Source organism: Aestuariirhabdus sp. LZHN29 (assembly GCF_049985285.1).
Lineage (GTDB): Bacteria > Pseudomonadota > Gammaproteobacteria > Pseudomonadales > Aestuariirhabdaceae > Aestuariirhabdus.
In genome coordinates this window covers 1,026,235-1,051,471 of sequence record NZ_JBNIEU010000002.1, presented here as the reverse complement: position 1 = coordinate 1,051,471, position 25,237 = coordinate 1,026,235, and the positions used below count along the sequence as shown (strand labels likewise).

General features: G+C 50.4%; 24 protein-coding genes. 5 read left to right on the top strand and 19 right to left on the bottom strand.

What is annotated here, in order from left to right; all coding sequences use genetic code 11:
* Positions 1 to 26: 26 nt before the first annotated feature.
* The 17 genes from ACP3PW_RS11680 to ACP3PW_RS11600 form a co-directional block, all read right to left on the bottom strand.
* Positions 27 to 986, bottom strand: coding sequence for a hypothetical protein (locus ACP3PW_RS11680; RefSeq protein WP_426416873.1), 960 nt, complete (start codon positions 984 to 986; stop codon positions 27 to 29).
* Positions 983 to 1,705 carry a sulfotransferase family protein gene (locus ACP3PW_RS11675; RefSeq protein WP_426416872.1) on the bottom strand — a complete coding sequence of 241 codons (723 nt, stop codon included), beginning with the start codon at positions 1,703 to 1,705 and terminating at the stop codon, positions 983 to 985. The genes ACP3PW_RS11680 and ACP3PW_RS11675 overlap by 4 nt, the downstream gene beginning before the upstream one ends.
* Positions 1,706 to 1,799: 94 nt before the next feature.
* Entirely contained in the window at positions 1,800 to 3,224 is a 1,425-nt protein-coding gene (locus ACP3PW_RS11670; protein WP_426416871.1) for a lipopolysaccharide biosynthesis protein, read from the bottom strand.
* Positions 3,224 to 4,249: a glycosyltransferase gene (locus ACP3PW_RS11665; protein WP_426416870.1), complete on the bottom strand. Its 1,026-nt coding sequence runs from the start codon at positions 4,247 to 4,249 to the stop codon at positions 3,224 to 3,226. Before ACP3PW_RS11665 ends, ACP3PW_RS11670 begins: the two co-directional genes overlap by 1 nt.
* Positions 4,191 to 5,126 (bottom strand): hypothetical protein, encoded by a 936-nt coding sequence (locus ACP3PW_RS11660; RefSeq protein ID WP_426416869.1) that lies wholly within the window; start codon positions 5,124 to 5,126, stop codon positions 4,191 to 4,193. Before ACP3PW_RS11660 ends, ACP3PW_RS11665 begins: the two co-directional genes overlap by 59 nt.
* Positions 5,126 to 5,785, bottom strand: coding sequence for an acetyltransferase (locus ACP3PW_RS11655; RefSeq protein ID WP_426416868.1), 660 nt, complete (start codon positions 5,783 to 5,785; stop codon positions 5,126 to 5,128). The genes ACP3PW_RS11660 and ACP3PW_RS11655 overlap by 1 nt, the downstream gene beginning before the upstream one ends.
* Before the next feature lie 9 nt (positions 5,786 to 5,794).
* Positions 5,795 to 6,484, bottom strand: coding sequence for a WbqC family protein (locus tag ACP3PW_RS11650; RefSeq protein WP_426416867.1), 690 nt, complete (start codon positions 6,482 to 6,484; stop codon positions 5,795 to 5,797).
* A complete protein-coding gene (locus ACP3PW_RS11645) occupies positions 6,481 to 7,554 on the bottom strand; it encodes a DegT/DnrJ/EryC1/StrS family aminotransferase (protein ID WP_426416866.1) in 1,074 nt (357 codons plus the stop codon). Before ACP3PW_RS11645 ends, ACP3PW_RS11650 begins: the two co-directional genes overlap by 4 nt.
* Positions 7,555 to 7,774: 220 nt before the next feature.
* On the bottom strand, positions 7,775 to 8,776 hold the full coding sequence (locus tag ACP3PW_RS11640) for an NAD-dependent epimerase (RefSeq protein WP_426416865.1): 1,002 nt from the start codon (positions 8,774 to 8,776) through the stop codon (positions 7,775 to 7,777).
* Complete coding sequence (locus tag ACP3PW_RS11635) at positions 8,773 to 10,107, bottom strand: UDP-glucose dehydrogenase family protein (protein WP_426416864.1); 1,335 nt, start codon at positions 10,105 to 10,107, stop codon at positions 8,773 to 8,775. The genes ACP3PW_RS11640 and ACP3PW_RS11635 overlap by 4 nt, the downstream gene beginning before the upstream one ends.
* Before the next feature lie 153 nt (positions 10,108 to 10,260).
* Positions 10,261 to 10,392: an MBL fold metallo-hydrolase RNA specificity domain-containing protein gene (locus ACP3PW_RS11630; protein ID WP_426417041.1), complete on the bottom strand. Its 132-nt coding sequence runs from the start codon at positions 10,390 to 10,392 to the stop codon at positions 10,261 to 10,263.
* A 779-nt stretch (positions 10,393 to 11,171) separates the two neighbouring features.
* Positions 11,172 to 11,480: a type II toxin-antitoxin system RelE/ParE family toxin gene (locus ACP3PW_RS11625; protein ID WP_426416863.1), complete on the bottom strand. Its 309-nt coding sequence runs from the start codon at positions 11,478 to 11,480 to the stop codon at positions 11,172 to 11,174.
* Positions 11,468 to 11,725: a type II toxin-antitoxin system Phd/YefM family antitoxin gene (locus ACP3PW_RS11620; protein ID WP_426416862.1), complete on the bottom strand. Its 258-nt coding sequence runs from the start codon at positions 11,723 to 11,725 to the stop codon at positions 11,468 to 11,470. Before ACP3PW_RS11620 ends, ACP3PW_RS11625 begins: the two co-directional genes overlap by 13 nt.
* A gap of 134 nt (positions 11,726 to 11,859) precedes the next feature.
* The gene (locus tag ACP3PW_RS11615; protein ID WP_426416861.1) at positions 11,860 to 13,287 is read right to left on the bottom strand and encodes an MBL fold metallo-hydrolase RNA specificity domain-containing protein; all 1,428 of its coding nucleotides are present in this window, start codon (positions 13,285 to 13,287) and stop codon (positions 11,860 to 11,862) included.
* 100 nt (positions 13,288 to 13,387) lie between these two features.
* A complete protein-coding gene (locus ACP3PW_RS11610) occupies positions 13,388 to 13,966 on the bottom strand; it encodes an AAA family ATPase (RefSeq protein WP_426416860.1) in 579 nt (192 codons plus the stop codon).
* A 123-nt stretch (positions 13,967 to 14,089) separates the two neighbouring features.
* Positions 14,090 to 14,497, bottom strand: coding sequence for a TA system antitoxin ParD family protein (locus ACP3PW_RS11605; RefSeq protein WP_426416859.1), 408 nt, complete (start codon positions 14,495 to 14,497; stop codon positions 14,090 to 14,092).
* A 274-nt stretch (positions 14,498 to 14,771) separates the two neighbouring features.
* Positions 14,772 to 16,175: a YfcC family protein gene (locus ACP3PW_RS11600; protein WP_426416858.1), complete on the bottom strand. Its 1,404-nt coding sequence runs from the start codon at positions 16,173 to 16,175 to the stop codon at positions 14,772 to 14,774.
* A 956-nt stretch (positions 16,176 to 17,131) separates the two neighbouring features.
* Here ACP3PW_RS11600 and arcA point away from each other — a divergent pair.
* The 5 genes from arcA (at position 17,132) to ACP3PW_RS11575 (ending at position 24,109) form a co-directional block, all read left to right on the top strand.
* A complete protein-coding gene (gene arcA, locus ACP3PW_RS11595) occupies positions 17,132 to 18,358 on the top strand; it encodes an arginine deiminase (RefSeq protein WP_426416857.1) in 1,227 nt (408 codons plus the stop codon).
* Positions 18,359 to 18,463: 105 nt separating this feature from the next.
* Positions 18,464 to 19,465, top strand: a complete 1,002-nt coding sequence (gene argF, locus ACP3PW_RS11590; RefSeq protein WP_426416856.1) for an ornithine carbamoyltransferase — start codon at positions 18,464 to 18,466, stop codon at positions 19,463 to 19,465.
* A gap of 90 nt (positions 19,466 to 19,555) precedes the next feature.
* The gene (gene arcC / locus ACP3PW_RS11585) at positions 19,556 to 20,485 is read left to right on the top strand and encodes a carbamate kinase (protein WP_426416855.1); all 930 of its coding nucleotides are present in this window, start codon (positions 19,556 to 19,558) and stop codon (positions 20,483 to 20,485) included.
* Between the two features lie 429 nt (positions 20,486 to 20,914).
* Positions 20,915 to 21,703: a hypothetical protein gene (locus tag ACP3PW_RS11580; RefSeq protein WP_426416854.1), complete on the top strand. Its 789-nt coding sequence runs from the start codon at positions 20,915 to 20,917 to the stop codon at positions 21,701 to 21,703.
* Between the two features lie 21 nt (positions 21,704 to 21,724).
* Entirely contained in the window at positions 21,725 to 24,109 is a 2,385-nt protein-coding gene (locus ACP3PW_RS11575; RefSeq protein ID WP_426416853.1) for a response regulator, read from the top strand.
* Positions 24,110 to 24,246: 137 nt separating this feature from the next.
* Here the strand turns inward: ACP3PW_RS11575 and ACP3PW_RS11570 are convergent, their stop codons facing one another.
* Both ACP3PW_RS11570 and ACP3PW_RS11565 read right to left on the bottom strand, forming a co-directional pair.
* Positions 24,247 to 24,693, bottom strand: coding sequence for a MarR family winged helix-turn-helix transcriptional regulator (locus tag ACP3PW_RS11570; RefSeq protein ID WP_426416852.1), 447 nt, complete (start codon positions 24,691 to 24,693; stop codon positions 24,247 to 24,249).
* Between the two features lie 33 nt (positions 24,694 to 24,726).
* On the bottom strand, positions 24,727 to 25,215 hold the full coding sequence (locus ACP3PW_RS11565) for a glutathione peroxidase (protein ID WP_426416851.1): 489 nt from the start codon (positions 25,213 to 25,215) through the stop codon (positions 24,727 to 24,729).
* Between the last annotated feature and the right edge of the window lie 22 nt (positions 25,216 to 25,237).

Here is a 25,237-nt window from a genome sequence, read left to right as displayed (position 1 = left end):
AAATAGCAACATATACCGATCACTAATCATGAAATCCATGCAGAAAGATCTCGTCCCAAAAGCGCCTCTGTTTTTCTAACGTCTTCTCGATATAAGGTTTCAAGATACTTTCGAGTTTCACTATCCAGTTTCGGTTTTGAAGTGAAATTTCGTTGTAGGAAGTTATCAAGATGGAAAGCCAACTTCTTTTTAACTGACAACGGGATAAACCTCCTAATTAGCGACCTAAAAACATTATCCTGCTGACGATAATTCATAACTGCCTTAGAGGTCGAACGAATAGGTATTCCACCTTCATTGAACACATTATCGATATTTCTGGGGAGTTCAGATGCTTTAAATCCAATATGGTCAACAACAGACATAAAGACTGATAACTTGTCTACAACCAGATCATCAAAAAGAACAACCTTAAGATTACCGGAAAAAGCACGCTGAAACTTTTCAAGCGAATCGGCAAGATAGCCCATTTCCACGTAATTGATCTGCCGCTCGACTTTGGAAGCAACCTTTCCTTTATCCAAACCCAGCGCCTGACGAAAAGAACGTGTCTCCACCCCCCACTTTACAAACATAAGGTAATGGGAGTAGATCTTATCGACAGGATTGCGAAGTGCCAAAACCAGCTTAAGAGAAGCTGCATAATCACCGTAATACTTCATAATATTTCCGATCGTATTATCCGGGTATATAAAATAGGCGGTTGATGCATCTCCATTGAGGGTATCATCGCGACCGGTATAGAGGGCTTGATACTCGCTAAAGGAGTAATTCCTTAAATCAACAGCGCGGTTGAGATCATCCTTCTTCTGATAGTCATCCTGAAAACCATCAAAAGCAAAAAAATTCGGCTCTTTCGGTTCAGGCATATGGATGCCCTCATAATCATCAAGCCAATAATTGAGCGAAGATGTGCCGGACTTAGCGGCGCCAAGGATGATAAAGTCCGGAAGACTTACCGATTGATTATCAAGATTAACTTTCACTTATCAACAACCCACTGCGTAGCGTAAGAGCCGAAATAGCTGGCCATTTCAGTAATTTTTTCTTTATAGAGTCTTTCCAGAAAAAGCCGATACTTATCGGGGATCGTTTCACTATTAACGGAACCCCCTATCCGTTCACGCAAGGGGAAAAGACTCCAATCGGGCTGATCATCTACCCCGAGAAACCTGAAAATATCTACCATTAACTGTTTAGGATCATTTTCGATCTGTTCCTGAAAACCAACAAAGACATTCTCTGGACCAAAGCAACCGGAGTACTTTTTATGAATTTCAATATAATCACTACGCCCCAGGGAGTGGACTGACTTAAAGTGCTCAATATACTGATCTTCTGAAATCTCATTAAAGTCACGACCGGCCAGCAGTGAAAGGTGCATTTTCGCTGCGCTATAGGCTCGATCTACGGGGTTTCTCAAGAGAAGAATCACTTTGGCACCCGGCATAAGGCGGCGCATAAACTGGACATCATCAAGGCCTAGCACGCTATATGCGGGCGTTACATCACCCGCCAGCCGCCCCTCATTTCCGGAGAACTCGTTGGAATACCATCTAAGGCTTTTAAACTTGTATTCATAGTTAAAGAAGTGCATTTCCTTGCGCTCCGGCACATAAACACCCGGGTGCTGCGAAAGAATTTTATGCAGCCAGGTCGTGCCCGCCTTTTGTGCACCGACACACAAAAAATCAGGAAAGGTCATATCTGAGAAACGGAGAAGCCCGCTCTTATAGAGCTTGAATTCAACCCCAACCAGGAGCATCCGGAGCGCTCGGCTCGCTCGACTAAGAAATATGCTATCCAACAGACCGCCCAACCAAACCCAACAATAGCTTCCTATTCATAGCAATTGCTCCGAAAAAATAAACCACGGCACCAACCAATAAAAGCACCGCAAGATGTAACACACCCCCAGCCTGCAACAGATAAGCAGAAACCCACCAAGCGGTCACAGCAGCCAAAAAAGATGGCACTATAATGCTAACCAAGCTTAACAGGGGAACATAGAACCTAAGCCCAATAGATTTCCCGGAAAAGTGAAGCGAGGGGACCAGACTCATGAGCATTGTGGCGACCATACCAGCAAAAACTCCCTCAATACCCCACAGGGATCCGATGAGTATACCAAGAATATTAGCCGACTTTATGAACAGGCCCACAAAGAACTGCAGGCGTGTGCGCCCTTGCGACAGGTAGATAGCCCCGTTTAAGATTGTAATCGGCTGTAGCAGGGTAATGATTGCCAACAACTGCAACATATACACCATTCCCGACCAGGCATCACCCAGAAGCACTCTAACAATGGGATCTGCCAGAGTGATAAGCGCAAAACTAAAGGGAAAACAGATCAAAGCCACGCATTTGACGGCAGCTATATGCAGTTTGCGAACCGCTGCATGGTCATCCTGAAGCTGTGAGTAACGACTAAAAAGCACCCGATTGACCGCCAGGCTAACGATCTCTGGCAGCAGCGAAACGATCCTATAGGCCATAGAATAGAGACCGAAGGTGGCACTATCGACCAGCTTACTAACCACCAACTTATCAACATTGGCAACCCCATAGTTTAAAAACCGAGATCCTATGAGATAACGCACGTAACCCACCAGGTAGCTAAAGGACTCCCTATCAAAAGCAATCGCCATCTCTTTTCTGGTGAGAAAGAGCGACATGAGGGATACGAGCCCTGTGTAGCAATAAGCCATGCCGATTAGGGCATAGGTACCCTGCAAGGGATGAGACAATGCCATCAGCACTCCCACCACCCCAGCCGACAGCTGAGCAGACAGTTCAACCGATGAGATCGCTTTGAAACGCCCCGCTTTCTGCAGAAGCGCCATGGGCACCACCGAGAGCGAAAACAAAACGAGGATAGGCGCGTACAGGACGACAAAGCGCGCTATTTCAGGGTTAGAGTAAAAATCAGAAATGATCGATGATAGACAAAAAAACAGAAGGGCCATCAGCAGGCCGACAATAATATTAGTGGCGAACCCAGAACCAACCAGTCTGGGTGACATCTCCCGGGCATGAACCAGGGCCGCTCCTATACCCAGCTGGACAAAAATTCTCAATGCCCCACCTACCAGGGTCAAAATCGCCATTAAACCAAAGTTTTCTGGCGCCAGCATTCTTGCCAGCAGAATAAAAACGACAAAATTAATAGCCTTTGATCCAACGGAACCCAGAGAGCTGTAACCAAACTGTCGCGCAAGCCCCATCAAAATGAATTTCGTTTAGCAAATTTAATCAGTATATCAACGCGCCTTAAAAGCTGCGGCGCATAACGCAGCAAGATAAATACTCTATTCCGAATATTTTGGGGGGGATACATCTTATCCGCAGCCTTCAAATGATGCTGAAAGGCACTGTAGAGACCCGCTGCCAGATACTTTCCAGCCATTAAAAAATGAAGTTCACTTGCCCGTTGATCTACCGCAAGATCAGTTGCCCCCAGCATTTTTGCTTTCTCCAGGATATCCAACCTCTCCGCGAGAATCGCTTTCATCTTGTCGAAATCGTTATCATCCGCATGTGTTACACCAGCATCGTGCTTCCTGTAGACACTTAAAACGTCGTCGATATATCCTACCTTCCCATGCCGAGCGACTATTAGATGCAATAACCAATCGCCCTGCAGCCGATACGAATGTAGCTGTAAAAAAAGATCAAGATCAAGCCACTCTCGCCTATAAACAATTGAAGCTGCTCCCAAATATGTCCCATATTTCGCTATTGCATTGATATCGCCGCAGCCAATTCTTTTTCCTTCATCCATATAACCAAGAACTTCGTCATCACTCGAGTTCACAACTCGAACATTATGCCCGCAAATAGCGTAATCTAGACGTGATCTCATAAAATCAACCTGCTTCTGAAGCTTTCCAGGAAGCATATAATCATCTCCATCAAATGTAGCCAAAAAGACACCTTTCGCGCTTGCATAACACTCTAAAGCATTAAACAAACCAGCCCTTCCCATATTCTTTTGATGAAGCATTATCTTAAGATGCGGATAACGCACCTTGTAATCACGTATTACATCTTGGGTTCCATCAGTAGAAGCATCATCACTCACGATAACTTCAAATGGAAAATCAGTTTGTTGATTAAGTATGGAGTCCAAACATACTGAAATAAAATCTCTTTGATTGAACGACAAAATACAAACACTAAGAATCGGTGACTCATCGGTCATTAAAGTACTCAGCATAACCAAAGCCTGATTTTCCAAAGCCATTGCCATTGTAAAACATATACTTTCTTTCGTTATCTATATACACACTTGCATATTCAACCATCTCACTATCCCACCCAGACTGACTAGTGGTCAAAGAAGAGCGTTCATCCATTCTGGTCCAATTTATACCATCAAAAGACTCTGCGTACCCAATAGTGTAGTGTTCACCGCCAGCTTCGCGGTATCCCTTACTACCTCGAGACGAGTACCACATCTTATATATCTCTCCCTCCCTAATAACCCAGGGACGACCTAATGCTTCATATTCAAATACAGCATCAACACAAACATCTCCAGTAAAATCCCACCTAATACCGTCGTTCGACTCCGCGTACTTGATATTGTATACAGGCTCCAATTTACTAGCGATCTCTACCCAACCATAAGCAGATATATACCACATCCTATAGCGCCCATTCTCAAGCAACACGCAAGGGGCTGCCACCCAATATGGATCAACAAAGCTTTTTGCTGCAATTGGACCTTCCGATATTTTTATAAACTCATCCAAATTATCTGAAACCGCCAAAGCAATGGACAAATCATAAGATACAGTTTTTGGTATATGCCAACCCGTATAATAAAATTTGAACCCCTCTCGATCTTTTATCACACAAAACGGCATAGCCCCACAATCGTCATGCAAACCAGGGCGCCCTACATCTAACACTGGGTCATCACAAACGCTAATAACACGAGATGGATTGTCAATATCCACATCCACGTAAGATGTACGACTAACTCCCTTAGAGTCTCGGGTAGAAAAATAGACCCTCAAAACTTGCTCACTAAGCTTTATTGGAGTCGGTATTTGAGCATGCGTTGTAGACCAGCATAACTTTCCGTCCGGACAATAAATAAGTCCCTTTTTTTTCCATGCCATTAGATACCCCTCAACTTATCACTTGAGCGCGGGAACAGTTTGGTCCCGCCAGGAGAGTAGACCTCACCATCTTTTGTGGATTTGAGAATTACAGCCGCCGCGCCGATCACATTGCGTTTACCAATTTCAATATTATCCCTTATGGTTGCATTCACTCCCACAAAACTGTACTCACCAATCCGAACAGCACCAGAAATAACTGCATGAGAGGCGATAAAACAGTGATCATCAATCACCGTATGGTGACCAATATGATTCCCACTCCATATAATGCAATTATCACCAATCTTGGTAAACGGCTGGATTACATTATCTTCGAATATAAAGCAGTTCTCCCCTACCGGAGTACCATAATACCTAGCCTTAGAGCTAATATAGGAAATAAATCCGTACCCTTTGCTTTTTGCATCAAGGTATTTGTTAGCTCTGAGCGTATTAAGGCCTTTGTAACTGATGGGAATGAACAATTTGAACTGATCGGGAGGGTGCGATGTGACAAGCTCTTCATAGGGCACGACCGGAAGACCGTGAAAACTATCTTTATCAGAGAATGCTGAATCCACAGTAAACGCAACCACCTCATGTTCACTATCATTTGATAGATAAAAATAAGCAATTTCAGCAATTTCACCAACCCCAAAGACAATTACCTTAGCCATTATAGAACCTCAAACAAGCGTATAGCGCCCTAACAATTCTTTGACGGTTGAAACGTCATTAAACATGAGGACATCAATAATCGAAAGATTTGGTACGAACCTATCTCCCAACTGAGGGTAGCGAACCTCTTCCATCTTTAGAAAGCTCAACTCGATGCCATTTTGTGAAAATTCTTCCTTTGAGTACAATCCAACCCCTCCAATAGGATTTAGATAGGTGTTAGCTCCTAATCGCCCAGCAATATCAATTATTCGTTCCGATCCTTTCATGGAAGAATCGTGACTAAAACTTGAAGAGAATAAAAAACGAGTTTCTATCCCCATATAAAGTGCTATTACCTTAATGGAGTTCTCCAAAAAATTCGACAAACTTGACCGATCACCTTGAAGAGACTCATGCATCATTTGCATTACACCTTTGTAATAAGGGGCTTTACTGTAAGCATGACGCATGGTTTCCAAAATTTTGTTGGAGTTATCACCTACCGATAGTTCACAAATTTTTCTATTCTGGCTAGCTTGATTAACCTGAAGAGTAACCAAGTGCGGCAGACCATGAAGTAAAATAGAATTTCTATTGACATAGCCTCGCTTAATATAATTAACATCATCAAATACAACAAAGACGTCAGCCGCCGACATCATCTGCCAGTATCCCAGGTACGGGATAAAATATGGTTGCATTACTGAAACTCTCATAATGCATCCTCAATAATCTTAATAATTTTCGCCTGCTCGCCGTCAGTAAGTCCCACATACACTGGAAGACATAATATCTTCTCTGATAGCTCCCTTGATACCGTACACGAGGGGCTACCAGGCAAATAAGACAAACAGTCTAACGACGGGTAAAAATACCTTCTTGGATAAATACCCGATTCATTAAGGCGTTGCTCAACCTCAAAAACCCGATCAGAATTACTAAAAAGAACAGGAGCGTAAGAGAAATTCTTTTTAGTTTCAGCCTGAAATCGCTGAAATCCAACTTTCCCTTCTAACGCTAACTCATATGTCTCTACTATACACTTCCTTGCGTTTGCTATATGATCCACTTCATCTAATACACACAGCCCCATTGCTGCTTCAAATTCGTTCATCTTCGCATTAATTCCTAAAGCATCAATCTTTCCCGGCCCGGTAAAGCCAAAATTAGTAGCAAGCCTAATTTTTTTCGCTAACGCAGCATCACGAGTAACTATTGCCCCACCCTCTATAGTATGGAATAGTTTTGTCGCATGAAAACTGATCGTGCTGACATCACCGCAACCAAAAATACTTTTCCCTTTATAAACCACATCGAACGCATGTGAAGCATCATAGATAGTTTTAAGCTGATATTTTTTTGCAATCGACTCTATCGCCTCTACATTGCAGGGGTTACCAAAGACATGGACGGGAACAATAGCAGAGGTTCGATTACTAATAATCGAATCAATATTATCAGGGTCGATATTAAAAGTAGCGGGATCTATATCTGCAAATACTGGCTTCAGCCCTCCCCAAACCATCGTACTGGTTGTAGCTACAAAACTAAAAGGTGTGGTCACCACCTCCCCTTCCAGCTCCAGAACTTTATACACTACCTGTAACGCCATAGACCCATTTGCCACCAAAATTACATGATCAACATCAAATCTATCTTGCAAGCGTCGCTCTAGCTCCTGCACCAGTGGTCCATAGTTCGTCAGAATACCTCTATCATAGATACCATCTATGTAGCTTTTTAGCTTTTCCTTGTTAGGTAAAAAAGGCTTAGTGACCGGTATCATTTCTGGCTATGCTCCAACATTATTTCCACTGGTTATTCAATAGACTAATCACAAAAAACTATAACAGGGCAACAACTAGCATCCTCATAACTTAATCCGATATCACTCATGAACCCCACACCATCATTACTAAATTTCGTGGAATGTTTACCGAAAAAACTTCTTACCGTGCGACGCCAACATGCTTAGTGCTTTTTATTTTTTAAAAAACACATGAGTATTAATAAAACTCTTTAAACCAATCAACAAATTTCTCTACACCCTCATCTAAAGAAGTAGATGGCTTATACCCAAAAGTGGTCACGAGGTCATCCACGTCCGCGAAAGTATCCGGCACATCGCCAAGCTGCATGGGTAAAAACTCCTTAATAGCGTTTTTTCCCAAGGCCTTTTCTAATGTAGATATATAATCATTGAGCTCGACTGGGTTATTACTTCCTATATTATATAGACGCCATGGCGCATGACTGGAGCCAGAGTCCGGGAGATCACCAGACCAACTAAAATCAGGCTCCGCGGGCTGATCCAAAACTCGAATCACTCCCTCCACAATGTCATCAATATAGGTAAAGTCACGCCGATGATTACCATAATTGTACAATTGAATAGGTTCGCCATTTGTAATTGCGTGGGCAAACTTTTGCAGCGCCATATCCGGTCTTCCCCAAGGCCCGTATACTGTGAAAAAACGTAACCCTGTGGTTGGAATCTGATATAGATGGCTATAGGTATGGGCCATCAGTTCGTTCGCTTTCTTTGTGGCTGCGTAGAGGCTTAGGGGATGATTCACGTTATCATGCACCGAAAATGGCATCTTACAGTTGCTACCATAAACGGAGCTCGAAGATGCGTATACAAGATGTTTTACATCATTGTGACGGCACCCTTCCAAGATGTGCCCAAACCCCACCAGGTTTGAATCGATATACGCCAAAGGGTTATCTATTGAGTAGCGCACGCCAGCCTGGGCCGCTAGATTGACTACTTTTTGAGGTTTTTCTTGTGCAAAAATATCCTTAACCGCTTCTCGATCCACCAAATCCATTCTAAAGTGAGTATAATTTCTGTGATCGGCGTGACGAAGTAACCTAGCCTCTTTTAATTTTGGGTCGTAATAATCGTTGTGGTTATCGATACCAACTACATGATCGCCTCTCTCCAGTAGGCGTAAAACAAGAGCTGAACCGATAAATCCAGCAGACCCCGTAACTAGAATTTTCACTTAACAGAGTCTCCTCGCCCTATGGCGTAATAAGTAAAACCACTTTTCTTCAAATGCCCGGGATTATATATGTTGCGGCCATCAAATATGACAGGCTCCCTAAGGGCAGCTTTAACTATATTAAAATCAGGACTGCGAAATATTTGCCACTCGGTCACTATAACTAGCGCGTTTGCGCATTCCAGAGCTTCATCTGGATTTTTACAGTACAGTAGCCCCTCACGGTCACCATAAATTCTTCGGCACTCATTCATGGCTTCAGGATCAAACACTCTTACGCTCGCACCGGCCTCCCACAACGCTTCCATAACAACTCGGCTTGGAGCGGCTCTCATATCGTCAGTATTAGGCTTAAAGGAAAGCCCCCAAAGTGCGAAAACTTTCCCAGACAACTCTCCTCGATAGTGTTTGCTGATTTTTTCGAAGAGTACCTTTTTCTGCTTATCGTTAACTTTCTCAACACTTTTCAGTAAATCAGCGGTAAAACCGACATCTCGAGCTGTTTCTCCTAGAGCAGCCACGTCTTTAGGAAAACAAGAACCTCCATACCCGCAGCCAGGATAGATAAATGAGTATCCAATTCTATTATCTGAGCCTATTCCATTACGAACGTTTTCAATGTCTGCGCCTACGTGTTCCGCTAGATTGGCTAACTCATTCATAAAGCTAATTTTCGTCGCCAACATCGCATTGGCCGCATACTTAGTCAGCTCTGCCGACCGAGGATCCATTACTATCAAACGGTCATGGTTACGATTAAATGGCAAATAGAGTTCTTTGAGTAGCTCGATCGCACGGAATGATTGACTTCCTACAATGATCCGGTCGGGCTTCATAAAGTCGTGAAGCGCAGCGCCTTCCTTGAGAAATTCGGGATTTGATACCACATCGAAATCTAGTTTTTTCCGATTCGAATCTAAATGACTACATACTCGCCTGCGGACCTCATCTCTTGTCCCTACAGGGACTGTCGACTTATTAACTATGACCTTATAACTATCCATGAATTTTGCAATTGTATCTGCAACAGCAAATACATACTTTAGATCCGCAGATCCATCCTCATCTGGTGGGGTACCGACAGCTATAAACTGGAACAATCCATGCTGAACCGCATATTCTGCATTAGTCGTAAAACTTAAGCGGGCACTATTTGTACCTTTTTTGATCACCGCCTCTAATCCAGGCTCATAAATTGGAACTTCCCCCTTATTAAGCATCTCTATTTTTTTCTTATCTATATCCACGCAGACAACATCGTGGCCAGCGTCAGCCAAACAGGTCCCGGTTACCAACCCAACATAACCTGTCCCAAATACCGTAACCTTCATAGCGCCGAATCCTTGCAAACAGGGCCCAATATACATTAGTTATCCTGCCATAGGACAATGTCCCTGAAGCGATAGCACTAATTTGTGAACCAACGAGCCTCCCTGACCATGACCTCTGGTAATCACCCGCCCACAAGCTATCAAACATCCCACTTATTCAATAGCGCCCCCCTTCCGTACACACCTCTCTAGATGGTTACGCAACCCAGTCTTCGCCCCCGCATCCCCATGCACCAACCGCACCTCGCGGGGGCGTTTGCGCATACGTTGGATGAAATTTACCAGATTGGCCTGGTCGCATGGGCGGAATAGCCGCTGAGGGTGGTGACCTCGGCCTTGATAGTGACACGCTCACCATCGAGCACTGCATAGCGCCTTTGGGGCCGTAGCGTTGAATATCCGCACCGGGCATGCCCGGGCCTGATAGCCGATCAGAAGCAGCTGTGGATCCCCGCATTCGCGAGGATGACGGGGGGGGGGGGGCGAGGATGACAAGGGGGGTGCGAGGATGAAGGGAGAGGTGCGAGTCTGCTCTTATGCCTGATTACCTACTGTCATGCCCGCGTAGGCGGGCATCCATTTAACCAACGGTGGATCCCCGCATTCGCGAGGATGACAAAGGGGGTGCGAGGATGAAGGGAGAGGTGCGAGTCTGCTCTTATGCCTGATTACCTACTGTCATGCCCGCGTAGGCGGGCATCCATTTAACCAACGGTGGATCCCCGCATTCGCGAGGATGACAAAGGGGGTGCGAGGATGACAGGGAGAGGTACGAGTCTGCTCTTATGCCCTCTTACCTATCGTCATGCCTGCTTACCTACTGTCATGCCCGCGCAGGCGGGCATCCATTTAACCAACGGTGGATCCCCGCATTCGCGAGGATGACGGGGGGGGGGCGAGGATAACAGGGGGAGGTTCGAGTGTGGCAGAGGGAGGTGCAGGGATAGTACTGCGAAAGGTACAATTCGGGCTGATGCGCTGTGCTTATGGCGCCCTGGGGTGCGCGTTATAGGTTGTGGGCGGGTATGGCATTGTAAGCCTGCGTGTAATCACTTGGTTAGTGCTCAGTTGTCACCCAGGCTCAACATAAAGTTCCTTAGATCGCGCTCCTCTCGAAGCACAAAAAGCAGCAGAACTGAATCACCAGCAACTTTATAGAAGACACGGCACGGAGGCACTATAACCTCTCGATAACCCAACTGGGGCAACTCAGGAGGCGTACGCTCGGATTCGGGGAACTGTGCGAGACGCTCGACGGCACTCAATACCGCTTGAACGAATGCCTTTGCTGCAGAAGCGTTATCCAGCGCAATGTACTCCGCAAGCTCACCCAGATCAGCCAGCGCCGGCTCGGTCCAGATCAACTCAGCCATTTCGCCAGTTTTTCTCGTGCCTCACTGTGGCTAAATACTTTCCCATCTGCGGCTGCACGTTCACCCCGAGCGATACCTTCAAGAATAGCGAGCCGGCGCTGCATAAATTCATAGTCTGCTACGTCAACCAGGTAAGCCGATGGTTTACCGTGCTCCGTGATCATAACCGGCTCCTTGGTGGAACGAAGATCCGCCAGGATTTTGGTCGCCTGCCTCTTGAGCGTTGTGACAAGTTCAACTTTCATAAATAACACCCCAAGACACTTCAGATAGAAAACAAAGTATCACTATACTATCACTTAGCACTAATACAACTAACCGACGGGCTCGCCAACCTACAAGCCTGCCATTCGGCGCCCTACGCTTAGCCTATGGGCCCCTACGGGATGACAACCTCATTTACTATCTCTTGTAACCCGATTTTTAACCCAGCCTTCGCCCCCGCATCCCCATGCACCAACCGCACCTCGCGGGGGCGTTTGCGCATACGTTGGATGAAATTTACCAGGTTGGCCTGGTCGGCATGGGCGGAATAGCCGCTGAGGGTGGTGACCTCGGCCTTGATAGTGACACGCTCACCATCGAGCATTACATAGCCCCCTTTGGGGCCATAGCGTTGAATATCCGCACCGGGCGTCCCCCGGGCCTGATAGCCGATCAGGAGCAGGTCGGTGGTAGGGTTACCCAACAGTGCCTTGAGGTAATTGACGATACGACCCCCGGCGCACATGCCGCTGGCGGCGATGATCACTAATGGCTGAGGGTTCTGCGCAAGACCACTGACCAGCCGCTGGTGCGAACGGTGGCTATCGATAGTCGTGAGCTGCTCGAACGCTAGCGGATGGCGTCCCTGGCGCAGGCGCTGGTGAGCCTCTTTATCCCAGAAGGGTTTCAGTTGTCGGTAGGCCTCGGTAAAACGCGCTGCCAGGGGCGAGTCGACGACGATATTAAGGCGCTGCCAATCGAGTCCAAGCCCTGAGTTTGAGCCTTGCTTTCGGGACCCACCCTTTCTTATAGCGCTATGAATAATGCCCTCAATCTCGTAGAGCACCTCCTGGGTGCGGCCGATGCTGAACGCCGGTATCAGCACCACGCCCTTGTCGCTTAACGCGCGCTCCAGCGCGGATTTCAAACGCTGGCTCCGGGTGCGGCGACCTTCGTGCAGGCGATCACCGTAGGTACTCTCCAACACCACAACATCCGCTCCATAGGGCGACTTGGGTGCCGGAAGTAGCGGCGCATGGGGCGCACCGAGATCGCCGGAAAAAACCACCCGGGTATTGCCATTTCGCTCTTTGAGATCACATTCAACGTACGCGGAGCCAAGGATATGACCCGCCGGTTTAAGGCGAATGCGCAGTTCATCATTTGGGGGTGCAAGGCTCGTGGAGAGCGGATCGACATTGCGCCAGTGCCCATAGGCAAGCGGCACGATGCGCTGTTTGATCACTGCCATATAGTTGTTCAGCAGCCCCTCATCTCGACTCACACCCAGACGAAACGCGTCTTCCAGGACTAACGGCAGCAACAGCGCAGAGGGTTCGGAGCAGAGAATGGGGCCGCGAAAACCGGCCGCAATCAGCCAGGGAATTCGGCCTACGTGATCGATATGCACGTGGGTGACGACCAGTGCAGCGACGCCATCGAGGGGGAATTCGATCGCCAGGGAGCCGGCACCCGCCCTGCCCCGAGCCTCATCGCCCTGAAAGAGGCCGCAATCGACCAGAATGGAGTGGCCACTGTCGAGCCGCAGTTGGTGGCAGGAGCCGGTGACGCCATCCAAAGCGCCGTGGTGGAGTATCTGCATAACGATCCCTGTTATCTGCTTTTCCTAAAAAAATGATATTTACCGCTAAAGAGGGCGTTCCTTCGCCTTTAAGAAATTCACTATAGTCCACACCAGGCGATCAGGGTTGCAAAAGGCTATGCGCCCAATCGGGCAGCGCCACGTCCCCGCTTTCGATATCACCCTGGTGCAGTTTGGCGACGACCATAAAGGGGTTGTCTGCGCGGGAGTTATCCAGCAAATAGACCTGATCACAGAGGGGGATCGCGACCTTGATGTTTGCTAGCACCCGAGGGATTCGAGTTTCGACTTTTTCAGGGGGAACATGATGCCCACCCTCCTCGACCCGCTGCGATACCCGGGCGTTGTTGAGGGCCGATAACTCCAGATGAATAAACACCAGCACCACCTCATACCCCAGGGCCTTGGCGTGACCTACAAAATCGATCTTCGAGGGATGGGAAAAAACGGTTTCAAAGCAAAAACTACGGCCCTCCTGCAGCAGGGCGAAGCGCCTTTGCTCGGCTATTTTGGCGGCAAAATAGCTATGGGCTTCCGGCGCGTCGGGGTAGAGCTCCCGGGCGATGATATCGGCATTAACGAAGGGAACGCCAAGGGGCTCCAGACGAGTTCGGTAAAAGGTACTTTTACCCGCGCCATTACCGCCAGCGAGCAACCACAGCTGTTTGGGTGGGTTCAAGAGTTCCCCCCCTTCATATCGGGTCGCCCAGGGTGGCCACCTATACGGGTACCGGTCAGGCCCTTGGTGTGCGGCGCCGTCACCCGACTATCGCCAGGACGATGGACAATGACCCTGCATCCATCAGCCTGCATAGACCGCAAACACTCCTGACTTGAACTGCCCTAACGTCACCCTGCCCTGGGCATCAATCTGCTCCAGCAAACCGGGGTGGGTGGAGGACGCCTGATAACGCAGGGGGCTGCTGGTAATCGAAGAGGCTAAAAGGCCATTCTGCCGATCTCGCTCAAGGCCAGCAAAAACATCCTCGGGGTTGATAGCAGGCGATGCCACAGGCTCGATTTTCAAGCGTGCAAGCCCCGTAGAGACATCCAGCAGGCTATCGGGGTCCACGACATTGGCGACACTGCGGCCGATACTGGCCCAATACTCAATCTGCTCTGCGGCACTGCGATGCAGGCGTTCACCCGCCAACTTCGCAGATTCCATCAGATCTTGCTGCAATCTTACAGGGGATGACGCTTTTGCCATGATGATCTCCTCACTTCAACTCAAACACACAGCATTGTAGCAGAATGCTACAAGCATTTCAGCAACGCTGTTGTCGGTGCTCCCGGACAGTCAAAGCCAACGAGATCAACCAAAGAAAATGGCAAGAGCCCGTAAGGACAGTGGTGGCATAAGTAGCTCTGCTATAACCAACGGTGGATCCCCGCATTCGCGAGGATGACGGGGTGAAGGATTAAACCCTGCCCACTAAAAAGCCCGGCGCTAGGCCGGGCTTGGTTCACATCGGGATGATCGTCTAGATCATCGCACCCACACTCAATACCACGGTGATCAGTACGGTGAGGATCAGCAGCAAAGGCGCTACGAACTTCAACCAGCGATCGTAGGGTACGCGGCCAATCGCCAAACCACCCATGACAACAGCAGAGGTTGGGGTGATGAGGTTCACGATACCGCTGGCACTCTGGTACGCGGTCACCACAAGGTCACGGCCCACACCGGAGAAATCGGCCAAAGGCGCCATTATCGGCATGGTCAGCACCGCCAAACCAGAAGATGAGGGCACCAGGAAGCTCAACACCACTTCCAACCAGTACATCACGTTGATAAAGGCCACAGAGGAGAGCCCACTGACGGCTTGCTCGGCGTGAAACAGCACGGTGTCGGTCATGTTTCCGGCATCCATTACCACCACGATACCGCGGGCAATACCGATGATCAGTGCAACACCCAACAGGTCACGAGCACCATCGACAAAGCTTGATGTGAGATCCTCCTCACTGAGCCGATAGATCAGGCCGATGATGATCGCAGAGGCCAGGAACAAGCCGGAGATCTCGGCCATCCACCAACCCGCCACGGCTACGCCGTAGATCATGACACCGAAGGTAGCGGCAAAGAGCAACAGGATGAATGAACGCACCCCGGTCAGCTCGGTCGCCTCGGTGCTTTTGCTGCCCAGGAAGTGCTCCTCGTTAGACTCTTTCATGTCAGCAACGATAGAGAGAGAAGGATCAGCCTGTACCCGCTTGGCATAGCGCATCACGAAGGCTACACAGATTGCCCAACCGATAATCAGCAGCGCCAGACGCAGGATCATACCGTCGGTAAAGGGAATGCCTGCGGCATTAGCCGCGATGACCGTAGCGAACGGGTTAATGGTAGAACCCAGGGTTCCAATACCGGCACCCAAGAGGATGGTTGCTACCGCGGTGACTGCGTCGAAACGAGCTGCGATCATGACCGGTATTAACAGGGCATAGAAGGGAATCGTCTCCTCCGCCATGCCGTATACCGTCCCCCCTGCGGCAAAGAGTGCCATCAAGATCGGAATCATCAGGGTTTCACGACCCTCGAGCTTATGGGTTACCCGCTCGATGCCCGCGTCGATAGCCCCCGTCTTGGTGACCACGCCCAAAAATCCACCAATGATCAGCACAAACAGGGCAACATCGATGGCGTTGGCTTCGTAGCTATTGTGATCGTAAAGGCCGTCGATGGGCGCCAGGATCATATCTACCGGGCCCTGGGGATTAGCCTCGACCTCTTTATAGGTGCCCGATACCGGCACCTCTTTACCGAGGTCTTCGTTCATTACACGATCGTATTGGCCTGCTGGCACGACCCAGGTCAATGCAGCAACCGCTGCGATCAACACAAAGAGCACCGTATAGGCGGTGGGGAACTTGAACTTACTCATGGTTTGCATCCTTACACCCACGTCAGGTGTGTTGCTTAGTACTCATGCTGCTTCCTGCGCACCCGGGAGTTATTTCCGGAAAGAGACAGTGGACAGACATGACCAATAAAAAATTTACTCGTCGAGTATTGTCCTCGGGGATCGATGAGACCATCCGTACTTGAGGAAAGTCGATAGGGGTTTACCGAAGAAATGACGCTTTTTTGGGGGTGGCGCGACAACAACCGGACGCTTGTGTGATACAGGTCAACTTTCCGTTTTGGCATCTTGCTGTTCCTTCAGCACTCAAAGGTGAGAACTATCACCACCGATTTCAACCCGTAGTCATAAAAACTGATTTTCGATATTTCAATACTTGATAATAACTTTCAATATATGACCGGTTTTCGCAATTTGACCGAACGCCTCTGGTGTCCACTGCCAAATGTCACTGCCTGCGCACAATGACATCGCCTCACCCAACTCAATCGGATTCAGGGTAGTTGGCTACCTACCGCTTTTCCACCCGCCGGCCCAATGAATTAGCTCCTCTTTATCTATAATAGACTACGAGGGAGCGGCAAGATTCCGAATCGCGCGTTGGGGACATTTTTTTCTTCCCATCGCCAACCCCAAGGCGACTGGGTGCTCAACTGACTATACTTATGGTAGAAATCATTCTGGACAGGGACGCTAGTTTGTACATACTTATCGACCAGTGATGGACCACGCTCGGATTATTCGATCCCTGCCTCTCCAACTCTCTATCCCCGTGATCCAATATTGCCAACTGTACGTACAAGGAGTGTATCGCTACACATCAGATTCAGTATTTTTACGTAATGCCAAAGGCCGATCACAGGTCTAGTCTGAACACATAACTTTTCGAGGCGGCCAGCAACACCCAACAGCCCTAAAGGAACACCGCCGGGGCCGATTGCCACGCCGTTAATTTCTAGATAGCAAGGAGAAACACAATGTCTCGCTTTTATGTAGGATCTGAAATTGGTCAACTGCACAAAGTAATGCTGCACCGGCCGGAGCTTTCCCTGCGCCGTTTGACGCCAACCAATTGTGAAGACCTATTGTTTGATGACGTGCTCAGGGTCGAGCAAGCAGGCAAAGAGCACGATGTGTTTGCACAAACCCTGCGCAACGAAGGGGTGGAGGTTTTCCTGCTAAGGGAAGTTCTGGCTGAAACTCTGGCCATTCCAGAGGCTAAGACCTGGGTACTGGATCGCCAGATCTCCCAGTTTCGTTACGGCCCGGCTCTAGCCAGGGAAGTCAGGGCCTATTACGAGCAGCTAGACAACAACACACTGGCCTCTCACCTCATGGGCGGCCTGACCGTAGCGGAGCTCAACTCCGAGATCGGCAGCCCTACCCTGCAGGTAATGAAACAAACCGACTTTATTATGGACCCGATTCCTAACCACCTGTTTACCCGTGACACCTCTTGCTGGGTGTATGGTGGCGTATCGGTTAACCCCATGATGAAACCCGCTCGTAAGCGCGAAACTGTGCACCTGCGCGCCATTTACAAATTCCACCCCATGTTCAAAGACGCCGATTTCGAGATCTACTTCGGCGATGAGGACCGTAACTTCGAGCTATCCACTATTGAGGGTGGTGACGTATTAGTTATCGGTAAGGGCGCAGTACTGATTGGGATGTCCGAGCGTACGACTCCCCAGGGCGTCGAACTGCTTGCGCAAAACCTGTTCCGTACCGGCCAGGCCAACAAGGTGATCGCGCTGCAACTACCCCAGGCCCGCAGCTGCATGCACCTCGACACCGTCATGACCCACATGGACCTTGACTGCTTTACCGTGTACCCGGATATCATGAGTGACGACATCGCCGCGTGGGAACTTACCCCGGGTAACCAGCCCGGCGAGATCGTCTTCAACCGTGTCAAGGATCGCTTCACCGACGCCATTGCCCGTGCGCTGGGTGTACCGGAGCTGCGTTTGGTCACCACCGGCGGTGACGTATTTGAAGCAGAACGCGAACAGTGGAACGATGCCAACAACGTACTGACCGTGCGCCCTGGTGTGGTGATCGGCTATGAGCGTAACGTGTACACCATCGAAAAGATGGAAGCGGCTGGCATTACTGTCTTGCCGATCCCTGGTGAAGACCTGGGTCGCGGCCGAGGCGGCGCTCGCTGCATGAGCTGCCCGATCGAGCGAGACGGTATTTAACCCATAACCCGGTGGCCGCTCAGGCGGCCACCCTTTATCACGCTGTCCTTGTTCACCTGAACCGGGGCATGAAATAACACTACCTATTAAAGAAGGAATTTGATCATGGCTTTCAATCTTCGCAACCGCCACTTTCTGAAACTCGAAGACCTGACTCCTCGTGAGATCCAGTTTTTGATTCGTCTTTCCGATGACCTTAAGGTTGCCAAATACTCTGGTAACGAGATTCAGCGCCTTACCGGCAAGAACATCGCTTTGATTTTTGAGAAAACCTCAACCCGTACCCGCTGCGCGTTTGAAGTCGCCGCTTACGACCAGGGCGCTCATGTTACCTATCTCGGCCCCACCGGATCCCAGATCGGCAAGAAAGAGTCGATGAAGGATACCGCTCGGGTTCTGGGCCGCATGTACGATGGTATTGAGTATCGTGGCTTTGGCCAGACCGTGGTTGAAGACCTGGCCAAGCACGCCGGTGTTCCCGTCTGGAACGGCCTGACCGACGAGTTCCACCCCACCCAGATCCTGGCCGACTTCCTCACCATGAAGGAGCACAGCGGCAAGGAGCTCAACGACATCACCTTCACCTACCTGGGTGACGGCGGCAACAATATGGGTGACTCGCTGATGATCGGCGCCGCCAAGATGGGCATGGATTTCCGCATGGCCGCCCCTGAGCACTGCCGCCCCATTCCTGAGCTGGTTCAGGTTGCCAAGGAGATCGCCAAAACCACCGGTGCCAAGATCACTCTGACTACCGACGTGAAAGAGGCCGTTAAGGGTGCCGACTTCCTCTATACCGACGTATGGGTATCCATGGGTGAGCCTGACTCTGTTTGGGAAGAGCGCATCAAGGAGCTGGTTCCCTATCAGGTAAATAAGGAAACCATGGAAGCGACCGGCAACCCCAACGTAAAGTTCATGCACTGCCTGCCAGCGTTCCACAACCGTGAAACCACCATTGGCGAGGAGATCTTCCAGAAGTATGGGCTGGATGGCCTCGAGGTCACCGACGAGGTGTTCGAGTCTGCTGCGTCCATCGTGTTCGACCAGGCCGAGAACCGTATGCACACCATTAAGGCTGTGATGGTGGCAACCCTCGGACAGTAAGATCCCTGATCTACGGCAGATAACCGCTGGCTACCCGCGAAAGTTGAAAGGGTCACGGACAGCCAGCGCCCCTCATGAGAGGAGTTCAAAATGTTAGTCGTCATTGCACTTGGAGGCAACGCTATCCTGCAGCGGGGCGAGCCTCTGGAAGCTGAAAACCAAAAGCGCAACATCGAAATTGCCGCCAAAGCCATTGCCAAGGTGGCCAAGGAGCACACCGTTGTCCTGACCCATGGTAACGGACCCCAGGTGGGACTCCTGGCTTTGCAGAACGAAGCCTACGCAGATGTCAGCAACTACCCTCTCGATGTGCTGGGTGCTGAAACCCAGGGCATGATCGGATACGAGTTCGAGAAGGCGCTTCGCAACGAATTACCCGATGCCCATATCGCGGGCCTCTTTACCCAGACCGTCGTCGACACCAAGGACCCCGCGTTCAGCAGTCCCGACAAGTTTGTGGGACCCATCTATAGCCAGGAGCAGGCTACGGAGCTGGCCCGTACCAAGGGTTACTTCATGAAAGCCGATGGTGAGTTTTTCCGTCGCGTCGTCCCCTCCCCGATGCCCAAGTCCATCGTGGAGCTCAATTCCATCAAGCAGCTGGTCGATACGGGCACCATGGTGATCTGCACCGGTGGTGGCGGCGTACCGGTCGCCCGGGATGACAACGGTAAGTGGCAAGGCGTTGAAGCCGTCGTCGATAAAGACCGCGCCTCCACCGTACTGGCCATCGACCTCAAAGCGGATGCCCTGCTGGTGCTGACCGATGTCGAGGGTGTAGCGGTCAACTGGGGCAAGCCCGACCAGAAAACCATCAAAACTGCGACCCCTGAACAGATGGAAGAGCACGGGTTTGCTGCGGGTTCCATGGGGCCCAAAGTTGAAGCCGCCAATGCGTTTGTGCGCTCCGGCGGAAAAATTGGTGGAATCGGATCACTGGAACAGGCCCTCGATATCATTAAGGGCACTGCCGGTACCGTGATTCGTGCGGACCACAAGGATGAGGTTAAATACCACTAGCCTTCTCCCTGTAACACCCGTTCGGGCCCAACAGCAGCGCCTGTTGTCGGGCCCGATTGCAAGACAACCCATCGCCCCCCTGCTCTCCTTATCCTGGATGCCCGCCTTCGCGGGCACGACAAGGAAGGAAGAATCCTCTCCGAGCATACCAAGGGTCATCTCCGTACTTCAAAAGTGTCATCTCCGCGCAGGCGGAGATCCACTACCGGCATCGTGCTTACCCAAATGGATGCCCGCCTTCGCGGGCATGACAGGAGGAAGAGTCACCTCCGCACAGGCAGAGATCCATTGCCTGCATAGGCGCGACGCGCCGACGCTCACTGTCATCCTACCCCCGGGCAGCTATAATTGTGGAATTCCATCGGTTATAGTTAAATTTAACGATAATAATTATTCCAAATAGACATAACTCGTAAGTGGAGCAGCGGAGTGGACCCCTTAGCTATCAGTGGCATTATTGTATTTGCGGTGCTGGGCTTGATCGGCGTAGCTTATATCAATCACGCTCTGGAGAATGCCAAGCTCGAACGTGCGCGCAAAGTAGCCGAAGGCAACGACCGGATCCGGCGCATCGATTATATTCAGGCCGACCTTCCCCACAGTTACCTCCAAAAAGGTCTGCTAACCTTTCTGCTGCCTGAAAAACTGTTCACATTGAACCAGATGCTTCCCTTCGTACCCAAAGAGCAGCAGCCTAATGTTCAAAAACGCATAGAGCTAACCCGTGAGGAGATGGCCGCGCCCTCCCCTCCACCAACACAACCCGTCCCGATCACTAACGAAGCTCAGGCGAGTGAAATCAAAAACCTGCTACAGGATGCTCACCGGGTTTTGGTAACGGGCGCTAAGGCAGGAAGAATCAGCAAAAATGATGCAAAAAAACACAACGCGTTATTGAAACACCTGCTGGTAGTGACCGGATACGATGCCCTGCGAAATATGGCTGCCCAGGCCCGCCGCGACGGCAAAATCAAGCTGGCGTTGCACCACTACATGCGCGCCTCTGCCGACCTGACCAAAAATAACGATAGCAACCAGTATACCGAGCAGATTCAGAAACTCCGCGCCCTAATCAAGCACCTGCAAGAGGAGGAGGAGCGCTCACGCATGACGGATGAGCAGCGCGCACAAGCCGATCAGGACAATGAACTGAGTCAAAAGCTGGACGAGGCGTCATCACCGGAGGATGAGTGGAAGAAAAAGAACGTCTATGACTAGCTTTGATCTGTCGTTGCTCCCATGAATATCCGTTTAAGCGATCGCCTCTCCTATAAACAGGCCAGAAACACCGTTATTCTAGCTTTTTTGCTCGGGACGGCGCTGAGCGTTGCCCAGATTTCGATCGATTACCTGAACGAGAAGCAGTCCATCGATAGCCAGGTTAAAGCGATCATCGATATCACCCATAACCCGGCATCGCGCATTGCGTACAACATAGATTCCGAGCTGGCCCAGGAGCTGGTGTCCGGATTGCTGGAATCGCCGATCATTATCAGTGCAGAGATCGTTGACAATACCCGAACAACCCTCGCCTTTTCCAAGCGCGAACAAACCGACTCACGCTACCGTGAGATCAGTGACCTGCTGTTCGGCCGCAGCCGGGAGTACCGTGAGCAACTGCAAGTGCTCCACGACCCCGACGAAGAACTGGGTTACCTCCACCTTGAAGTAGACACCTTTGCCATTGGTTCCGCGTTTCTGAAACGGGCTGGATTCACCCTGCTCAGTGGGTTTATTCGCAGCCTTGTGCTCTCCATCATCTTGCTGGTCCTGTTCTACGCCATGCTAACCAAGCCGCTGGTTAAACTGATCGACTCCATCAGTCGTCGCAATCCGGAGCGAGACGGTGCCAGCCCGATCCCGTGCCCTGTCGGCCATGAAGCTGATGAGATTGGGGTGCTGGTGGCGGCTACCAATGAACACGTCAGTAGCATACGTGCCAACCTGAAACGGCGACTTGCCGCTGAAGACCGGCTGCAAAAGCACCTTAGTGAGCTGGAGTCGGTGGTTGAACAGCGTACCGCAGACCTCAGTCGCGCTAACCGTCAGCTGGTTTCCAGCAACGCCCAGCTCGACAAAGCCCGTAGCGATGCCGAGTCAATGGCAAATGCACGTTCGATATTTCTTGCTAACATGAGCCATGAGATACGCACCCCCATCAACGGCGTGCTGGGTATGGTCAGCCTCGCACTGGAGGGCGACATTCCCTCCCAGCAACGACAGCAGCTGGAAACTGCCTATAGCTCAGCCACCATCCTGACCCAACTGCTAAATGACATTCTTGACCTGTCAAAGTTTGATTCAGGAAAAATGGTGTTAGAGCAGATCGACTTTGATCTGCGCGGCTGCATTGAGCAAGCAGCAAGGCTACTCAGTGAAAACGCGGCCCAAAAATCTCTCTATCTCTCCGTAGATATCGACCCACTTCTACCCGAGCGAGTGACCGGCGACCCTGTGCGCGTCCACCAACTGGCCACCAATCTCCTTTCGAACGCGATCAAATTTACAGAACAGGGCGAGGTACAGCTTTGTGTTGGTTTCGCCACGGAAGCTAACGACGTCATCCGGGTTATTATCGAGGTGCATGATACCGGTATCGGTATCGATGCCAGCGTATTGGACGAGGTTCTTAAACCTTTTACCCAGGCCGATACAGCAACCACACGTAAATACGGCGGCACTGGACTGGGGCTTGCCCTGTGCCAGAAATTAACCGACGCGATGAACGGCAAGCTGGAGATTGAGTCGAGCCCCGGACAGGGCAGCACCTTCCGCGCCTCCTTACCCCTGACACAGGGAAAGCAACTTGTTGCAGCGCCCACACTCCCTGAAAACTTGTGCATCGAGCCGGTGTTGTGCCTATGCCAACACGGTTTACTGGACTCTCTCGGCAAACACCTCAGTCATTGGAAGGTCCCACACACCTCACTGGGTGATAACTCTGGTGGGAAAGTAAAACAGGCACAGTTTGAGCGGAACCATACTCTGGCAATCGTTGAATCGGACGAAAGCGCCCTATTGATCCGCCAACAGGATCCCGAAGCGAGGATCATTCTCGCGGCTCCGCAGCGAGACCAGATTGCCGGGCCCGAGCTCAAGTCCCGTGGCTACGAAGCCCAATTAACTCTGCCATTACAGAGAAACGAACTGTTTCAACTGCTGGCAGGGCTTATGGACTATCGCCTCAGCGACAAAGCGGACAATATCGAAACTGAAAGCGAACCCGAAAGCAGCTCACTTCTGATGCTACTCGTGGAGGACAATGAAACCAATCAAAAAGTCGCCGAAGCCATGCTGGAACACCTTGGGCACAGGGTTATTCTCTGCAGCAATGGCAAACGCGCACTCGAACTATGCCGAGTGCGAGCGTTCGACCTGATATTTATGGATTGCAACATGCCGATTATGGACGGCTACCAAACCACCCGACGCATGCGCCAAATTAACGGAGTTCAAAACGTCCCCATCATAGCCCTTACCGCCAACGCCCTCAGCGAAGATCGGCAAAAGTGCCTGGATGCCGGAATGAGCGACTATATATCCAAGCCCTTTAGAAAGCAGGACCTGGCGGCGATAATCGATAAATGGAGCAAGGCTCACGAAGCGGCTAACAGCGCAACATAGTCCTCTTTCGTCATCTCCGCGCAGGCGGAGATCCATTGCCAGCATAATGCACTCTCGGTTGGATGCCCGCCTTCGCGGCATGACAAGGTGTAGAACCGGCGCGGGCATGACAGGAGGAAATCCCCTGTAGTGATGCCCTACCCTGCCGACTCCACAGCCTCCAGCAGGCTTTTAAGTTGGTTCCTGAGCTCCACAACCTGAGCGGTCGACATTTGAGCTGCCTCCATCAATTTCCCTGGAACACAGCTGGCCTGCACACGCAGTGAGGTTCCCTTGGCAGTTAACGAGATCATCCGTGCACGCTCATCGTGCTCACAACGCTGGCGTTTGATCAGCGCCGACTGCTCGAGACGCTTCAGCAGGGGCGTCAGCGTACCGCTATCCAGACACAGCTTTTCACCAATCTCTTTAACATTGATCGCCTGAGGGCGGCGCTCCCACAGCACCAACAACACCAGATACTGTGGGTAGGTGAGCCCCAGAGGTTCGAGTAATGGACGGTAGAGGCGGGTGATCGCCCTTGAACCGGCATAGAGTGCGAAGCAAAGCTGATTTTCGAGTTTCAGTTGTTCGGTTGTACTCATAGTTTATGCCTGCGCGCCTCTGTGCTTTTACTTTTACCCGTTTAACATCGCTACCACTTCCGATTCCAGCGCAGCCGGCTTGGTCATGGGAGCAAAGCGTACAATTTGCTTTCCACCCGGGGCGACCAGGAATTTGGTGAAATTCCACTTCACCCCTTTCGAACCCAACACGCCCGGAGCCGATCGTTTCAGTATTTCGAAAAGCGGGTGCGCATTGTCGCCATTGACATCGACTTTGGCAAATAGAGGAAAGCTCACCCCGAAATTCATTTCACAAAAACTCGCGATCTCCCCTTCTGCTTCCGGCTCCTGCTCACGAAACTGATTGCAGGGAAAGCCCAGCACGACCAGCCCTTGACCACCATACTTCTGGTGCAACGCCTCCAACCCTTTGTACTGGGGGGTGAAACCGCACTTGCTGGCAGTATTTACGACCAATATTACATTGTCTCGATAGGAGTCCAGCGTAACCTCCTCTCCTGATATTGTCCGGCACGTGACCGCGTAAAGATCATTACTCATAGGGCCTTCCTTTATGATTTCG

Bases quoted from the DNA above. Each gene is read 5' to 3' on its own strand.
- ACP3PW_RS11675 (WP_426416872.1), bottom strand. From the start codon at position 1,705: ATGACCTTTCCTGATTTTTTGTGTGTCGGTGCACAAAAGGCGGGCACG.
- ACP3PW_RS11670 (WP_426416871.1), bottom strand. From the start codon at position 3,224: ATGGGGCTTGCGCGACAGTTTGGTTACAGCTCTCTGGGTTCCGTTGGA.
- ACP3PW_RS11665 (WP_426416870.1), bottom strand. From the start codon at position 4,249: ATGGCAATGGCTTTGGAAAATCAGGCTTTGGTTATGCTGAGTACTTTA.
- ACP3PW_RS11660 (WP_426416869.1), bottom strand. From the start codon at position 5,126: ATGGCATGGAAAAAAAAGGGACTTATTTATTGTCCGGACGGAAAGTTA.
- ACP3PW_RS11655 (WP_426416868.1), bottom strand. From the start codon at position 5,785: ATGGCTAAGGTAATTGTCTTTGGGGTTGGTGAAATTGCTGAAATTGCT.
- ACP3PW_RS11650 (WP_426416867.1), bottom strand. From the start codon at position 6,484: ATGAGAGTTTCAGTAATGCAACCATATTTTATCCCGTACCTGGGATAC.
- ACP3PW_RS11645 (WP_426416866.1), bottom strand. From the start codon at position 7,554: ATGATACCGGTCACTAAGCCTTTTTTACCTAACAAGGAAAAGCTAAAA.
- ACP3PW_RS11635 (WP_426416864.1), bottom strand. From the start codon at position 10,107: ATGAAGGTTACGGTATTTGGGACAGGTTATGTTGGGTTGGTAACCGGG.
- ACP3PW_RS11625 (WP_426416863.1), bottom strand. From the start codon at position 11,480: ATGGCTGAGTTGATCTGGACCGAGCCGGCGCTGGCTGATCTGGGTGAG.
- ACP3PW_RS11620 (WP_426416862.1), bottom strand. From the start codon at position 11,725: ATGAAAGTTGAACTTGTCACAACGCTCAAGAGGCAGGCGACCAAAATC.
- ACP3PW_RS11615 (WP_426416861.1), bottom strand. From the start codon at position 13,287: ATGCAGATACTCCACCACGGCGCTTTGGATGGCGTCACCGGCTCCTGC.
- ACP3PW_RS11605 (WP_426416859.1), bottom strand. From the start codon at position 14,497: ATGGCAAAAGCGTCATCCCCTGTAAGATTGCAGCAAGATCTGATGGAA.
- ACP3PW_RS11600 (WP_426416858.1), bottom strand. From the start codon at position 16,175: ATGAGTAAGTTCAAGTTCCCCACCGCCTATACGGTGCTCTTTGTGTTG.
- arcA (WP_426416857.1), top strand. From the start codon at position 17,132: ATGTCTCGCTTTTATGTAGGATCTGAAATTGGTCAACTGCACAAAGTA.
- argF (WP_426416856.1), top strand. From the start codon at position 18,464: ATGGCTTTCAATCTTCGCAACCGCCACTTTCTGAAACTCGAAGACCTG.
- arcC (WP_426416855.1), top strand. From the start codon at position 19,556: ATGTTAGTCGTCATTGCACTTGGAGGCAACGCTATCCTGCAGCGGGGC.
- ACP3PW_RS11575 (WP_426416853.1), top strand. From the start codon at position 21,725: ATGAATATCCGTTTAAGCGATCGCCTCTCCTATAAACAGGCCAGAAAC.
- ACP3PW_RS11570 (WP_426416852.1), bottom strand. From the start codon at position 24,693: ATGAGTACAACCGAACAACTGAAACTCGAAAATCAGCTTTGCTTCGCA.
- ACP3PW_RS11565 (WP_426416851.1), bottom strand. From the start codon at position 25,215: ATGAGTAATGATCTTTACGCGGTCACGTGCCGGACAATATCAGGAGAG.